Source organism: Fulvimarina manganoxydans, assembly GCF_900176465.1.
In the GTDB taxonomy this organism is placed as follows: Bacteria; Pseudomonadota; Alphaproteobacteria; order Rhizobiales; family Rhizobiaceae; genus Fulvimarina; species Fulvimarina manganoxydans.
On the sequence record NZ_FWXR01000032.1, the window covers coordinates 19,803 to 34,360 of the forward strand.

Consider the following 14,558-nt stretch of genomic DNA (forward strand, 5'->3'; position numbering starts at 1 on the left):
CCTCGTCGGAGCGAAACCCTTGTCCTCGGCAGGGAACGCGCGTTGACAGGATCGATCAGCGTTCCTAGAAGGCGCCGGCCTCGAAGTTGGTCGTCCTTGTGCTCCAAACCATGCCAGAGCGGCCCTATATGCATGACGGCATCATGACGGATCCGGAGCTGGCGGCTCATCGCGCAAAGCGCGTGAACTGACTGGCTCCGGGCCAAGCGGCAAGAAGGAGTACGAGATGGCTGTACGTGTGTCCGGCAAGCATATGGATGTCGGCGAAGCGTTCCGCACGCGGATCGAAGAGCGGATGAACGAGGCGGTCGATAAATATTTCGACGGCAACTTTTCCGCCTCCTCGGTTGTGGCCAAGGACGGTTCGCGCTTCTCCTGCGACTGCGTCATTCATCTCGATACGGGCGTCGTCTTTCAGGCCCAAGGTCAGGCCCACGATCCGGAAGCCAGCTTCATGGAAGCGGCCGAGAAGCTGGAAAAGCGCCTCCGCCGCTACAAGCGCCGCCTGAAGGACCATCACGCCAATGGCGGAGGCCACAAGGCGCTGGCCTATCAGGTCATGGAAGCGATCCCGGAAGAGGTCGAGGAGATTCCCGAGGACTACGCGCCAGCCATCATCGCCGAGACAACCCTCAAGGTTGGCACTTTGTCCGTGGCGGGCGCGGTCATGGAACTCGACCGTCAGGACGGTCCGATCGTTCTTTTCCGCAACGCCCAGTCCGGCGACATCAACATTGTCTTCCGCCGGCCCGACGGCAATGTCGGCTGGATCGACCCAAGCACGTATTCCGCTGAGGCTTGAGGATCGGGCAAGGTTCCGCGCGCAGCTTTGCGCGCGAGGAATTTGAGAAGGCTCTCTGAATGGATTTCCAGACACTGATCGAGCCTGACGCGATCATGCCGGCGCTGAAGGCGACCTCGAAGCGGCAAGTGCTGCAGGAGATGGCGGCGAAGGCGGCGGCAATCGTCGACAGGCCTGAACGGGAAATCCTGGAGACGATCCTCCAGCGCGAGAAACTTGGCTCGACCGGCGTCGGCAACGGCATCGCCATTCCCCATGGCAAGCTCGCCGGCGTCGATCGCATCACCGGGCTCTTTGCCCGGCTGAGCAAGCCGGTCGATTTCGATGCGCTGGACGATCAGCCAGTCGATCTGGTCTTCATGCTGCTGGCGCCCGAGGGCTCGGGCGCCGATCATCTCAAGGCCCTGTCCAAGGTGGCGCGCCTGCTGCGCAACCCGCAGACCGTGACCGAGATCCGGTCCCTTCAGGACCCCGGCTCGATCTATGCGGCCATGCTCCACGGCAAAGCCCAGAACGCCGCCTGAAGAAGCCTTCGATCGTTTCATTCGTTCAGTCAGGCCGACCGGCAACCCGCCGGCCGGCCTGTTTCATATCTCATACGGTGTTCGACTGATTCAGTTGGCCTCCGTATCAAAGCCCACGCAGCGGGTTGGCCCTGCGAAGAACGCCTGAATTTCCCACCGCTCGACCTATTTGCCTTGAAAGAAATTGGCAGAAAGACGAGCGAGCCCCATGCTGAAGGTTCATCACCTCAACAATTCGCGATCCCAGCGCGTCCTGTGGCTCTTGGAGGAGCTTGGCCTCGACTACGAGGTGGTGCGCTACGAGCGCCAAGCCGACATGCGGGCGCCGGACGCGCTGAAGGCCATTCACCCTCTCGGCAAGTCACCGATCTTGACCGATGGCGAGCGAACCGTGGCTGAGACCGGCGCCATCGTCGAATATATCCTCTCGCTCAAACCCGATCACGGCATGCTCCCGCCTGAGGGCAGCGAGGATTACTGGGAGGCGCGCCATTTTCTGCACTACGCGGAAGGCTCGGCCATGCCGCCGCTCTTCCTGAAGCTGGTGCTTGGAATGATTCCCGACCGCGCCCCCTTCTTTGCCAAACCGGTCCTGACGGCGGCCATGAGCAAGGTCGACGAAATGCTGGTGCGCCCTCAGATCAAGCTTCATCTCGATCATTGGGAAGGAGCGCTCGCCAAGAGCGGCTGGTTCGCGGGCCCAGAATTTTCGGTGGCGGATGTGATGATGAGCTTTCCGGTGGAAGCGGCGGGCGAGCGCCTCGGCTACGATAATCGCCCAAGGCTCAGGGATTTTCTGCTGCGCATCCATGACCGACCGGCCTATCGCCAAGCGCTGAAGCGCGGCGGGCCTTATGCCTATGCCAAGGCCTGAGTGGCGCGAGAACGCGCGACGCTTCTCAAGGCCCAAATGAAAAACGAGAAGACCGGCCAAAAGGCCGGTCTTCTCGTTTGGTCCATCTGGATCGGCCCTTCGAAGAAAAGCCTAGTGAAGATCGCGCTTGCGATATTCTTGGATCTGCGTGGTGCGAAGCCCCGCCAATCCATGCTGATCGATCGAGATCTGCCAGGACAGAAACTCCTCCACCGTCAGAGTATATTTGCTGCAGGCTTCCTCCAGGCTGAGAAGGCCACCACGCACGGCAGCGACCACCTCGGCCTTTCGACGGATCACCCACCGTCTCGTATTGGTTGGCGGAAGATCCGCCAGCGTCAACGGAGACCCATCGGGCCCGATGACGTATTTGACTCTTGGTCTAACCTGATCGGCCATTGGACTCTCTACGCTACACACGACCTAATCGAGTTCGACCCTAGCGAGCCGGTCCTAAGAAACCGTCAAGCCCCAGGTAAGCTTTCGATAAGTGATACGATTTCCCGCTGATTTGCCTTGGCCGCGCCACAATCGGGGCTAACGGCACGCGCTCGGTACCCCCGGCCCCGCAGGCTTTCTCGCCGCCACGCCCCCTCGCCTTTTGCGGGCGGCGCACAAAGCGCCTAAATAGGGAGCGATATCCTTTCCAACGACCTGGTTCCGCGGTCCATCATGAACGCTACGCTCAACAGCCTCGACATCGCCAAGGCGCCGGAAGACACCCGGGTCGTCATCGCCATGTCCGGTGGCGTCGATTCCTCGGTCACCGCCGCGATTCTCAAGGAAGAGGGATACGACGTCGTCGGCATCACGCTGCAGCTTTACGATTCGGGCGATACGCCGGCTCGGGCCGGCGCCTGTTGCGCGGGCCAGGACATTCGCGATGCCCGCCGTGTGGCCGATCATCTCGGCATGCCCCATTACGTCCTCGATTATGAGGAGAATTTCCGCGAATCGGTCATCGACCCGTTTGCCGACGCCTATCTCGCCGGCGAGACGCCGATCCCTTGCGTGTCCTGCAATCAGACCGTAAAGTTCCGGGACCTTCTGAAGACCGCCATGGATCTAGGCGCCGATGCACTGGCGACGGGCCATTATATCGAGAGCCGGGCCCGGCCGGGCGGCGGCCGCAGCCTGCATCGCCCGCACGATCTCGATCGCGACCAGAGCTACTTCCTTTATGGCACGACGCAGAGCCAAGTGGATTTCTTGCGTTTTCCGCTCGCCGGCCTGACCAAGGACGAGACACGCGCGATCGCGGCACGGCACGGACTAGCGATCGCCGCCAAGCCCGACAGCCAGGATATTTGCTTCGTGCCGAGCGGCCGCTATTCCGACCTTATCCGCAAGCTGCGGCCTGAGGCGGGCGAGCCGGGCGACATCGTCCATGTGGACGGTCGCACGCTCGGCCGGCATGAGGGCATCGTCAATTTCACCGTCGGCCAGCGCCGCGGCATCGGCGTTGCCGCCGGCGAGCCGCTTTATGTGGTCAAGCTCGACGCGCCGAACCGGCGGGTTCTGGTCGGCCCCCGCTCTGCCCTCGCGACCGAACGGCTGAAGCTTCGCCAGGTCAATTGGCTGGCCGACGACACACCCCAGACCTATGCCGGCGAGGAGCGTGACGTCTATGTGAAGCTTCGCTCCACGCGCCCTCCAACGCTCGCAAGGATCGTCGCCGATGCAGACGATGGATGGCTGGTCGAACTCGTCGATCCGGAACATGGCGTCGCGCCGGGCCAGGCCTGCGTCTTCTATTCCCATGACGGGATCGGCGCAGAGGTTTTGGGCGGTGGCGTCATCGACGGAACGTTCCGCCCCGCTTCCGTGAGCCGCGAACTCGGCCTGACGGCAGCTGAGTGAGCCCGGCAATATCCGCCAAGCCTGTGATCGCTCGCGAGAGATACAGCGCCCAAGTCCGAGCGATGAGTTCGCTCTCGACGAGACGCGGGCCGGGGCTGCTCAGTCCTCGACCCGGCCCCGCATAGCCTTGGTCGCGCCGCGCTCCTTCTTGGCCTTGATACGCCGTTCGACCGCCCCACGCGAGGGGCGCGTCTTCTTGCGCGGCGGAGGCGGTGGTTTGAGCGCTTCCTCGATCAGATCGCGCAAACGCTCACGCGCATCCTCGCGATTGCGCTCCTGGGTCCGATAGCGCGAGGCATCGATGACGATCTCGCCGCCCTTTGTCGCCCGCCGCCCGGCGATCTTCAAGAGCCGCTGTTTGACTTCCGGCCCGAGCACCCCCGAGCGCTGAGCATAAAAACGCAGCTGTACCGCGCTCGCGACCTTGTTGACGTTCTGCCCGCCAGGCCCGCCAGCCGTGATGAACTGCTCGGCCAGCTCGTAATCGGGAATTGTCAGTCGATGATTGATGGGCAAGGGCTCGGGCATGGATCGAATTCGCCCGTCCGAGGCGTTGGCGTCAAGCCGCATCACGGCTCTTCTATTCGCCTCAAACGAAAAGAGGAGCGGCCGTGGCCACTCCTCCAACTCTCATGCAACTTTGCGCGGCTGGCTACTCAGCGGCTTGCGGCAGTTGCAGGCCAGGCGAAGCAGCCATGACGTCCTCGTCCACCGTTCCTTCGAAGCGATGGAAATTGTCCTGGAACATGCCGACCAGCTTGCGCGCCTGGAAATCGTAGGCCGCCTTGTCGGCCCAGGTCGAGCGCGGATCGAGAATTTCGTTCTCGACACCCTCCACACTGACGGGAACGGCGAAGCCGAAATTGGCGTCGGTGCGGAACTCGGCATGGTTCAGCGAGCCGTCGAGAGCGGCCGCGAGAAGGCGGCGTGTTACCTTGATTGGCATGCGCTGGCCGGTGCCATAGGCGCCGCCCGTCCAGCCGGTGTTGACCAGCCAGCAATCGACCTCGTGACGCGCGATGAGATCGCGCAGGAGATTGCCGTATTCCGACGGATGGCGCGGCATGAAGGGCGCACCGAAACAGGTCGAGAAGGTCGCCTCGGGCTCTGTCACGCCCTTCTCCGTGCCGGCGACCTTGGCGGTGTAGCCGGAGAGGAAGTGATACATCGCCTCGGCCGGAGTCAGCTTGGCGATCGGAGGCAGAACGCCGAAGGCGTCGGCCGTCAGCATGATGATCGAGCGCGGATGTCCGTCGCGGCCGCTCGCCGAGGCGTTCGGGATATAATGGAGCGGATAGGCCGCGCGCGTGTTCTCGGTCAGCGAGCCATCGTCGAAATTCGGTACGCGGGCGCTGTCGAGAACGACATTCTCCAAGACCGTTCCGAAGCGGCGCGTCGTGCCGAAGATTTCTGGCTCGGCCTCCTCGGAGAGGCGGATCGTCTTGGCGTAGCAGCCACCCTCGAAGTTGAAGATGCCATTCTCACCCCAGCCATGCTCGTCATCGCCGATGAGTGTGCGGCTCGGATCGGCCGAAAGCGTCGTCTTGCCGGTGCCCGACAGGCCGAAGAACACCGCCGAGCGGCCGTCCTCTCCCACATTGGCCGAGCAGTGCATCGGCATCACGCCGCTCTTGGGCAGGCGGTAGTTGAGAGCGGTGAAGACGCTCTTCTTCATCTCACCGGCATAGGAGGTGCCGCCGATCACGACGACGAGATTTTCGAGATCGCAGCCGATCACGGTCTCCGTCCGGCAGCCATGACGCTCGGGATCGGCCTTGAAGGAGGGCAGATCGATGATCGTCATTTCCGGCACGAAAGTCTTCAGTTCCTCGTCCGAAGGACGGATGAGGAGGTTGCGGATGAAGAGCGCATGCCAGGCGAATTCGGTAACGACGCGGACCTTGATGGCGTTGGCCGGATCGGCGCCGCCGATGAGATCCTGAACGAAGAGGTCGCGGCCCCGCGCTGCCTCGCGGAAATCGTCATAAAGCGTGGCGAAGGACTCGGGGCTCATCGCCTTGTTGTTGTCCCACCAGACGACATTTTCTGTCGCTTCGTCGCGAACAACGAACTTATCCTTTGCCGAGCGGCCGGTATGCTTGCCGGTGGTGACGACCAAAGCGCCATGGGCCGTCAGTCGTCCCTCGCCCCGACGCAACGCCGTTTCGACCAGCTCCGCCTCGTTCAGATTCCAGCGGACCGAAGACAGGCCGGAAAGGCCGGTCGTCTCGATGCCGCTCTCAAGATTTCGCGTGCCGATCTCGTCCACTGTCAAGCTCCTCACGATCTGGGCCTCCCGCTGCGTTCGGCCGCTGTCATAAAAGTGCAGATAAACCAGCCTCCAAGAGAGGGCAACAGGTGGACGAGCAAAAAGCTTAGCGAAAACAGTAAATTAATCGGTTTAAAACAGTAGAACCCCAATTTAATCGTTTAATCCATCCATTCGTCCGACTCATTGCTTTAAATCATTGCGCGATCGAGATGCACATTGCGCGCGCCGCGGCTCAAGAATGAGGCAATAATGGTATGAAGGACTGAGCGCGGGCGCTGCGCCCTATCCACCATGCAGCTTGAGCGCCGGTCCCTTCGCTGGCGAAATCATGTCGGCGAGAATCGCGACCGAACCGCGCAAAGGTCCCAGCACCGACCATTGATGGCGTCTTTGCAGGCCGTGATAGGCTGCCAGGGCGAATTGGCCCTCGACGAGAATGTCGTCGCGCGAGCGGAAAAGGCCGATGCTGCCGACGGATCCGCCTTGAGCCAGGGACAGGAGGCGTCCGCGATCCTGAAAGACGAAGGGCTCGGGCTCCTTGCCCGTCATCATCGCCGGCAAGGCATTGGCGAGATAGACCGCCTGCTGACTGGCGCATTGGGCAGTCGGGGGCAGCGGAGCATTAGCACCCGGCGGCGTGAAGCTCGCCGCATCGCCGATCGCGAGGATTGCCGGGTCGACGCTCGTCCTCAGTCGATCGTCGACGACGATCCGGCCCTTCTTGTCCATCTCGAAATCGGCAAGCTGTGCAAGACAAGGATTGCCGACGAGACCGGCGGCCCAGACCGTTATGTCGGCGGGCCAGCTTTCGCCATCGGCCGAGCGCACGCCATCGATCTCGACAGCCGCGATCTTGGCATCGACGTGCTTCGTGATGTCGAGCCTGTCCAACCGATCGCTGACGGAGCGGCGCAACTCGCCATCGGCGCCGGGCATGATCTCCGGCGCCGCTTCCAGAAGCGTGATCGTCAGGAGTTTCGTCTGGCGCTCCTTCTCGCTCTGATCGAGAAAGGCGCGTTCGGCCTGGCGCAGATGGGCGGCGAGCTCGGTGCCCGTCGCGCCGGAGCCGATGATCGCGATCTTTGCAGGCTTTCCATTGGCGCGGGCCCGGAGCACGGCGGCGACGAAAAGCTCGCGAAACCGATCGGCATCGCTTCGCTCGTCGAGGCGAATGGCATTCTCGGCAACGCCCGTTGTCCCGAAATCCGGCGTCACACCGCCAAGCGCGACCACCAGCCGGTCATAGGGAATTGACCGCCCCGGTCCGACGATCCGATCGTCCGGGCTGCGCACCGGCGAGAGTCTGACGGTTTTCGAAGCCCGATCGACCGCCTCGACCTCGCCTTGCTCGAAGCGGAAGCCGCGCAGGCTCGCAAGCGTGTAGAAGCTCATCTCCGACAGCGTCGAATCGACGGTGCCGGCCGCAAATTCATGCAGCCGCGGCTTCCACAAATGCGAGCCGACACGATCGACGAGCGTGACGCGCCGGCCATCGCCGGCAAGGGCACAGGCCAATTCCAGTCCGCCCGCGCCGCCGCCGAGAACAACAATATGCGGCGCCGACGAGGCCGCTATGATCCGCTCGCCCTTCGCCATCGGTCAACCACCTCCCGCAACGCGCGTGAAAAGGTCGGGGAACAGCCCCACCAAACCGATGAAGATGAGATAGAAAGCGACGATGTAGTTGAGCACCCGCGGCATGACGAGAATGAGGATGCCGGCGATGAGTGCAACGATCGGTTGAAGCGTGACGATTTCCATGATTTCGCCTTTCGAGACCGGACTTGGCGTCCGAGATAATCTCGAAAGAAACGATCTTGCGGGTCGATTCGGTTCCCGGATTCGCTCTCATTGGCGACAGATTGGAATGAAATGCTCTAATGGCGATCCGATGTGATCAGCCAAGCTTGTTATCCCGCTATCGTTTTAGGCGAGGTTTTCGGTCGGTCAGGCGGCAAATCCGCGTTCGAGATCGATACCGAGTTTGGACAAACGGATGACGGCCTGCGTCCGGCTGTCGACCCCGAGCTTCAACAGAACCGCGGAGACATGCGCCTTGATAGTCGCTTCGGAGATGCCAAGCTCATAAGCGATCTGTTTGTTCAGAAGGCCTCGGCCGAGCATGGCGAGGACGCGTGTCTGTTGCGGCGTCAGGGTGCGGATTCTCTGGATCAGCTCGGTGACCTCCACATCCCGCTGGCCTTCGAGACTGATATCGTCCGGCACATAGACCTCGCCCAGGAGGAGCTGACCGACGGCGCGGCGCATCTCGTCGAAGCTCGCCGATTTCGGAATGAAGCCGGAGGCGCCGAGATCGAGAGCGCGCGCCACGATCGGCGCGTCCTCGCTGGCCGAGACGATCGCGATCGGAACGCTCGGATGCTCGGCCCGCAAGAGCGCCAGCCCCGACAGGCCGCTGGTGCCGGGCATGTTGAGGTCGAGCAGCATGAGATCGGCCTCCGGATGGTCGGCGATCGCCTTTGCCGCCTCGTCGAAATCAGCCGCCTCGACGATTTTGGCCTCCTCCGGCAAGGACCCCAACACCTCGCGCAGAGCGCCGCGAAACAGCGGATGATCGTCAGCGACGATGAATGTCTGACCCATTTTTCAGCTCCCCTCCCTCAGCCGAAAGCGGTATTGACTTCACTCTAACAATCGTCGGCCACCGCGAACAGATGCCTTGCGGGAGCCGTAAGGGAAAATGAGAAACGATTTCCTCCAGTCTCGCTTGTCTCAAAGCGCCGTGTGATACCGCTGGACGACTGAATCGACCCTTGAGGGTCGGTACTCCTTCGGCAAAGGGCTTGAAAGCCGCTCAGTCCGCCAATGGACGTTTGAAGGCGGGGCTTTAATATGTCCGCTGGTCTCGGACGACAATCGGCATTTGGGTCTCATCTCTTCCGACCTTTGCAGAAGCGCGTTTCGGCTTCGTACGGGTGGCTTGTCACTCCGCCGCCTCGCCGGCGAAATGCACGACGATCTCGCGCTTGTGGGGCCGTGCTCGGTGTTCGACCACATAGATGCCCTGCCAGGTGCCAAGCATCATCCGTCCATCTTGAACAGGGATGGCGAGATCAGTCCCCGTCAGCATGGTCTTGATATGGGCGGGCATATCGTCCGGCCCTTCGATCGTGTGGACATAGGGCGCGGTCTCCGGCGCCAGCCTGTCCAGTGCAGCGATGAGATCGGTTCGCACATCGGGATCGGCATTTTCCTGGATGGTGAGGGAAGCCGAGGTGTGGCGAATGAAAAGCGTCACGAGGCCACGCCCCGCTCCGGCAGCATCAAGCGCATCCGCGATCTTACCGGTGATCTCGACGAGTGCGCGGCCCGGCGTTGGGATCGTCAAGGTCTCGATATGCAGCATGAACGGGCCCCTTCGCGACTGTCTCGTCCCTTTTATGGACGAATGGCGAAAACGGCGAGTCTTCGCCGGGCGATAAGCCGTGAAGACAATCGCCTGCCAAATTCCGACCCGTAGAGCCGATCGCCAATCCTTGGATCTGGATCACGTACCCATTCACAGCAAAGCGGAAACGACACCCGCCGGCCGACCGGCTCGACATAACCCATAGTCTTCATGTGATTAGGGAATTTCAGCGTTTCGCAGCAGATCTCCAACGCCATGCGCGGGCAATCAGTAGGCCTGCCCCGCTCATCCGTCCGATGGCGGCTTCTGGGGGGGATTGGCCTCGAAAAGGGCGGTCATGCGCTTGAGATAATCCGACTGGATTTCCGCCCCGGTCCGCATGAGCCGGCCGACGCCGGTCGGATCGCTCGCGGCGTCTTCCTCCGATCCGGCGCGATCGCTGGATGCGGATCCAGGCCGTTTGTGGTCCTGTCGATCGTCTGTCAGCGGATGCGACGCCTGTTTGGGCAGGCCTTCGGGGGCCGGACGCGGGACATCGCTTTTTGCCTCATCCTCCTTGGCAAGACCTTTGGCGAAGCCTTCGAAGAGCGCGAGGAACGGCATGGGCGGGAAAGCCGGGGTCGTCTCGTCCGCCGTTTTCGCCTCCGGCAAGCGACTGGCCGCGGCGACATTGGCCGGCGAGATTGGCGGCATCGGCGGCAGCCAGGGCAAGGGGCCCTCGAAGGCATTGGCGAAGAGACTCGACAGAGCGGGCTTGGCGCTCGCCCGGCGCGGCTCTTCGTCAGAGGGCCGCGACAGGGCTTCCAGCGCATTGGCGCCGCGCCGCATCATCTCGGCCATTGCGGCCGGATAGTCGCCGGTGGCAAAGCCCTCGGGCTGGCGCCTCATCCAATTGGCGACGGCCATCTGCAGCGTCGTCTGCATGGTCATCAAGGTGAGATTGCGCATCAGCATCTCGACCGTATCGGGCGCCGTGCCGGTCACCGAGGAGACCTGGCGCGCGATCGCGTCGAGAAGCTGATGGGAACCGAACAGCGTCTCGGTCAGGCGGCGCACCGAATCATTGCCAGCGGTCTGGCGGCTGGGCGCCGCGCCTTGACCGTAATGGGGGGCAAATTGCTGGGCGAGCTCGGTCGCCATCTCGGCATTCGCCATGGTCCGCTGAAGTGCGAGGGCAAAGGCCGGCGCCAGCGCCTGGGCGGTTTCGCGCAGCTCCTTGTGGCTGAGATTATAGGCTTTCGCCAGGCGATCGGCGGCAAGGCCGGTATCGGCGGTCGTCAACCAGTCGAAGAAATCCGTCATGGCCCGTCAAAGCCCCTTCATGCCCAAGGCGCCATCCCGGCATATTCCCCGCGATCTGTCAAAATCGATCGAAAGCGGATCGTTCGCGTGAATGACGCTATTTGGCCGATCGCTGCGGCCCTTCAAGGGGCAAGACAGGGCTTTCGCGGGGTCAGTAGGTCAGATTGCGGAAGACGCGGTCCATCGAGCGGTCCCACTGCTCCTCATAGAGCCTGACCAGCTCTTCGGCCGATGTGGTGCCACGAGCGACGACCTCTTCGAGCGGGGCCAGAAAGAAGCTCTCGTCATTGCCTTCGTCGTTCTTGTTGGCGCGGGCAATGAGCCCTTCGCGCGACAGGCCGAGCGCGGCTCTTGCCAGATCCAACACGGTCCCGTCCCGGAACTTCGTGCGGAATCCGTCCTTCGGCACGGCCTCGCGCATGGCGAGAACCTCTTCATAGGTCCAGTCGCGCACGAGCTCTTCGACCTTGGCGATGGTCTCCTCGTCATAAAGCAGCCCGACCCAGAAGGCCGGCAGAGCGCAGATGCGCCGCCATGGCCCGCCATCGGCCCCGCGCATCTCGATGAAACGCTTCAGCCTGACTTCGGGAAACAGCGTGCCCAGGTGATTCGTCCAGTCGCCGAGCTGGGGTTCGGGATCGGACACCCGGCCTTTCAACGCCCCATCCATGAACTGGCGGAAGGTGACGTCGGTGGCATCGTGATAGGCGCCGTCCCGCGTGATGAAATACATCGGCACGTCGAGGGCCCATTCCACATAGTCGCGATAGGTGAAATCGTCCTTGAAGACGAAGGGCAGAAGGCCCGTACGATTCGCATCCACGTCCTCCCACACCCCCGAGCGCCAGGAGACGAGGCCATTGGGCTTGCCTTCGGTGAAGGGGGAATGGGCAAAGAGCGCGGTCGCCACCGGCTGCAGCTTCATGCCGATTTGCATCTTGCGGCGCATATCGGCTTCCGAGCCGAAGTCGAGATTGACCTGGATCGTCGTCGTGCGCAGCATCATGTCGAGGCCGCGTGTGCCGACCTTGGGCATGTAGCGGCGCATGATGTCATAGCGCGACTTCGGCATTATCGGCGTCTCGTCGATCGTCCAGGTCGGCGAGGAGCCGAGGCCGAGAAAGCCGACGCCGAGATCCTTGGCGATCGCGCGGACCTGGGCGAGATGGAGATTGGATTCCCGGCAGGTCTCGTGAATGGTCTTCAAGGGCGCGCCGGAGAGTTCGAACTGGCCGCCCGGTTCCAGCGAGATCGCTCCGCCTTCCGCATCGTTGAAGAGCCCGATCAGATGGCCGCCATCGATGATCGGCTCCCAGTTCGAAAGCGCCTTCAAGCCTTTCAAAATCTGCTCGATGCCGCGCTCGCCGGCATAGGGAACCGGCGAGAGATCATCGAGATAGAAGCAGAATTTCTCGTGTTCGGTGCCGATCCGGAACGCCTCACTCGGCTTCTCGCCGCCTTTGAGATAGGCGACGAGATCGTCGATCGATTGGATCGACGTCTGATCGGTCGTATCGCGCGCCATAAGGACAATCCGGTCTTGGTTGACGAATGGAGGCGGAAGGATCGCCCCTCTTTGCCTAAGCCCCGTGCCCAAAAGCGCGGACAAGTGCAAGAGGACGCTTGGGTGACATAGTGGACATCATTTGCTGCCCTCACCCATTTCAAAAAAGGGCTTAGCCGCTTCGCCAGTCGCCGGCCGCGGCCTGGAGGACGGCGAGAGCGGCGACCGCCGCCGTATCGGCCCTCAAGATTCGGGGGCCGAGCGAGATCGTCACCGAAAAATCCTGCGCCATCAGCCGCTCGCGCTCATCGGAAGAAAAGCCGCCCTCCGGCCCGATCAGCAGCGCCTTCGGCCCTTCAGCGAGCTTTGCCAGCGTCTCGACCGGACTTTCCGCGTCGGCCTTTTCATCGCAGAAGATCAGCGCGCGGCCTTCTTCCCACCCATCCAGAAGGTCACTCAGTCGGAGGGGGTCGCGGCAGTCCGGCACGGTGAGGATACCGCATTGTTCGGCCGCCTCGATCGCATTGGCGCGCATGCGATCGACATTCACGCGCGCGGCCTGGACATGCTGAGTCATGACGGGCTGCAAAATGCCGGCGCCCATCTCCACCGCCTTCTGCACCATATAGTCGAGACGCGCATGTTTGAGCGGGGCGAAGCAATAGAGAAGATCGGGCGCTTTGGGCTGGGGGCGAAGCTGCGCCTCGAGGCGAAGATCGAGCTTCTTCTTGGCGGTCTTCTCGATCCGGCAAAGCCATTCGCCGTCGCGCCCATTGAAGGCGAGCACCCCCGCCCCCTCGCCCAGCCGCAGGACATTCAGAAGATAGTTCGCCTGGACCGGCGTTGCGGCAATCGAACGCCCCTCCTCCAGCGTTTCGTCCAGAAAGAGGCGCGGGCTCTTGAAGTCGTAATCCGGCATTTGGCCGCAGTCCTTGGTTCGTTTTGCTCCGCAACCTTAGCCGGAACGCATCGTTGTCAGGCCAAACAATACGACCTCTCAAGAAGGGACGATCATGGACCTGAATATTCGCGACCGCGTCGCGCTGATCACCGGCGCGACCGGCGGCATGGGCTTTGCCACCGCCGAGATCCTGGCTCAAGAGGGCTGCAAGCTGGTTCTTTCCGATCTCGATGTGGAGAATTTGAAGACGGATTGCGAGCATCTTCAGAGCGAGCATGTCTGCCTGGAAGCCGACGTCACCGATCAGGGCGCCGTCGACGCGATGGTCGAGAAGGCGATGGAGCGCTTCGGGCGCGTCGACATCGTCATCCACACCGCCGGCATCACCGGCGCCAAGGGACATCCGCTCGAAATGACCGACGCCGATTACGAAGAGGCTTGGCAAATCGACTTCATGTCGGCGGTGCGCGTCGCCCGCGCCACCTTCCCCCATATGCGCAAGGCCGGTTGGGGCCGCTTCGTCTGCATCACCTCCGAAAACGCCGTCCAGCCCTATTGGGAAGAGGCGACCTACAACACCGCCAAGGCGGCGCTGGCGGCCTTCGTCAAGAATCTCTCCTATAAGGAGGCCGAGCACGGCATTCTCTGCAACACGGTCTCCCCCGCCTTCATCAAGACCGACATGACCGACGGCATGATGGAGAAGCGCGCCGAAAAACTCGGCGTCTCGATCGACGAGGCGGTGGAAAGCTTCCTCGACGAGGAGCGTCCCGGCATCGCCCTGAAGCGCAGGGGCCGGGTGGAAGAAGTCGCCGCCGCCATCGCCCTCATCGTCTCCGAACGCGGCTCCTTCATCAACGGCTCCAACATGCGCGTCGATGGCGGCTCGGTTCAGGCCGTGCAGAACTGATGTTTCGCGGGATTTGAAAACCAGTCATCGAGTCTTGCCCGGAAGGAGGCGGTTAAAGGCCAACCATCTGGGCAAGGCGGCGAGGTTAAAGCGGAGTTGAGGAAGCGGTTTCAGATTTGATGATTAGGGCGATAGGCAGCTTCCGACCCTAGTCTGCCATTCGGGCCGCATCGACGTTTGGCGACAGCGGTCATTGATCGACCGTCTGGCAAATTCAGCTCAGTTGAGGTCGGCTTGTG

Annotated in this window: 15 protein-coding genes; 5 read left to right on the plus strand and 10 right to left on the minus strand. The window is 62.3% G+C overall.

The genetic code is table 11. The features are described 5' to 3' along the window. Window positions 1-226: 226 nt before the first annotated feature. The 3 genes from hpf to B9A15_RS21255 all read left to right on the plus strand — a co-directional run bounded on the left by hpf (window position 227) and on the right by B9A15_RS21255 (window position 2,200). Window positions 227-802 carry a ribosome hibernation-promoting factor, HPF/YfiA family gene (gene hpf, locus B9A15_RS21245; RefSeq protein WP_084412823.1) on the plus strand — a complete coding sequence of 192 codons (576 nt, stop codon included), beginning with the start codon at window positions 227-229 and terminating at the stop codon, window positions 800-802. Between the two features lie 59 nt (window positions 803-861). After that, entirely contained in the window at window positions 862-1,326 is a 465-nt protein-coding gene (gene ptsN, locus B9A15_RS21250) for a PTS IIA-like nitrogen regulatory protein PtsN (RefSeq protein WP_084412825.1), read from the plus strand. Between the two features lie 208 nt (window positions 1,327-1,534). Further along, the gene (locus B9A15_RS21255; RefSeq protein WP_084412827.1) at window positions 1,535-2,200 is read left to right on the plus strand and encodes a glutathione S-transferase family protein; all 666 of its coding nucleotides are present in this window, start codon (window positions 1,535-1,537) and stop codon (window positions 2,198-2,200) included. Between the two features lie 111 nt (window positions 2,201-2,311). Here B9A15_RS21255 and sciP read toward each other — a convergent pair whose 3' ends face one another. Beyond that, entirely contained in the window at window positions 2,312-2,599 is a 288-nt protein-coding gene (gene sciP / locus B9A15_RS21260) for a CtrA inhibitor SciP (protein ID WP_084412829.1), read from the minus strand. Between the two features lie 273 nt (window positions 2,600-2,872). Here sciP and mnmA point away from each other — a divergent pair, with 273 nt between their 5' ends. Further along, window positions 2,873-4,060: a tRNA 2-thiouridine(34) synthase MnmA gene (gene mnmA, locus B9A15_RS21265; RefSeq protein WP_084412831.1), complete on the plus strand. Its 1,188-nt coding sequence runs from the start codon at window positions 2,873-2,875 to the stop codon at window positions 4,058-4,060. A 99-nt stretch (window positions 4,061-4,159) separates the two neighbouring features. On the opposite strand, the gene arfB is transcribed toward mnmA, so the two are convergent. The 9 genes from arfB to B9A15_RS21310 all read right to left on the minus strand — a co-directional run bounded on the left by arfB (window position 4,160) and on the right by B9A15_RS21310 (window position 13,427). Next, complete coding sequence (gene arfB / locus B9A15_RS21270) at window positions 4,160-4,588, minus strand: alternative ribosome rescue aminoacyl-tRNA hydrolase ArfB (RefSeq protein ID WP_084412857.1); 429 nt, start codon at window positions 4,586-4,588, stop codon at window positions 4,160-4,162. A 124-nt stretch (window positions 4,589-4,712) separates the two neighbouring features. After that, window positions 4,713-6,329, minus strand: a complete 1,617-nt coding sequence (locus tag B9A15_RS21275; protein WP_084412833.1) for a phosphoenolpyruvate carboxykinase — start codon at window positions 6,327-6,329, stop codon at window positions 4,713-4,715. Window positions 6,330-6,614: 285 nt separating this feature from the next. Beyond that, window positions 6,615-7,928, minus strand: a complete 1,314-nt coding sequence (locus tag B9A15_RS21280) for an NAD(P)/FAD-dependent oxidoreductase (RefSeq protein ID WP_084412835.1) — start codon at window positions 7,926-7,928, stop codon at window positions 6,615-6,617. A 3-nt stretch (window positions 7,929-7,931) separates the two neighbouring features. Then, window positions 7,932-8,093: a DUF3096 domain-containing protein gene (locus B9A15_RS21285; protein WP_084412837.1), complete on the minus strand. Its 162-nt coding sequence runs from the start codon at window positions 8,091-8,093 to the stop codon at window positions 7,932-7,934. Window positions 8,094-8,279: 186 nt separating this feature from the next. Next, on the minus strand, window positions 8,280-8,936 hold the full coding sequence (locus B9A15_RS21290) for a response regulator (RefSeq protein WP_084412839.1): 657 nt from the start codon (window positions 8,934-8,936) through the stop codon (window positions 8,280-8,282). Window positions 8,937-9,276: 340 nt separating this feature from the next. Then, complete coding sequence (locus B9A15_RS21295; RefSeq protein ID WP_084412841.1) at window positions 9,277-9,699, minus strand: secondary thiamine-phosphate synthase enzyme YjbQ; 423 nt, start codon at window positions 9,697-9,699, stop codon at window positions 9,277-9,279. A gap of 288 nt (window positions 9,700-9,987) precedes the next feature. Continuing rightward, window positions 9,988-11,004: a hypothetical protein gene (locus B9A15_RS21300; protein WP_084412843.1), complete on the minus strand. Its 1,017-nt coding sequence runs from the start codon at window positions 11,002-11,004 to the stop codon at window positions 9,988-9,990. Between the two features lie 151 nt (window positions 11,005-11,155). Next, window positions 11,156-12,529 carry a glutamate--cysteine ligase gene (locus B9A15_RS21305; RefSeq protein WP_084412845.1) on the minus strand — a complete coding sequence of 458 codons (1,374 nt, stop codon included), beginning with the start codon at window positions 12,527-12,529 and terminating at the stop codon, window positions 11,156-11,158. Window positions 12,530-12,680: 151 nt separating this feature from the next. Beyond that, complete coding sequence (locus B9A15_RS21310) at window positions 12,681-13,427, minus strand: 16S rRNA (uracil(1498)-N(3))-methyltransferase (protein WP_084412847.1); 747 nt, start codon at window positions 13,425-13,427, stop codon at window positions 12,681-12,683. Between the two features lie 94 nt (window positions 13,428-13,521). Between B9A15_RS21310 and B9A15_RS21315 the strand changes: the two genes are divergently transcribed. Then, complete coding sequence (locus tag B9A15_RS21315) at window positions 13,522-14,319, plus strand: SDR family NAD(P)-dependent oxidoreductase (RefSeq protein WP_084412849.1); 798 nt, start codon at window positions 13,522-13,524, stop codon at window positions 14,317-14,319. Window positions 14,320-14,558: the final 239 nt, after the last annotated feature.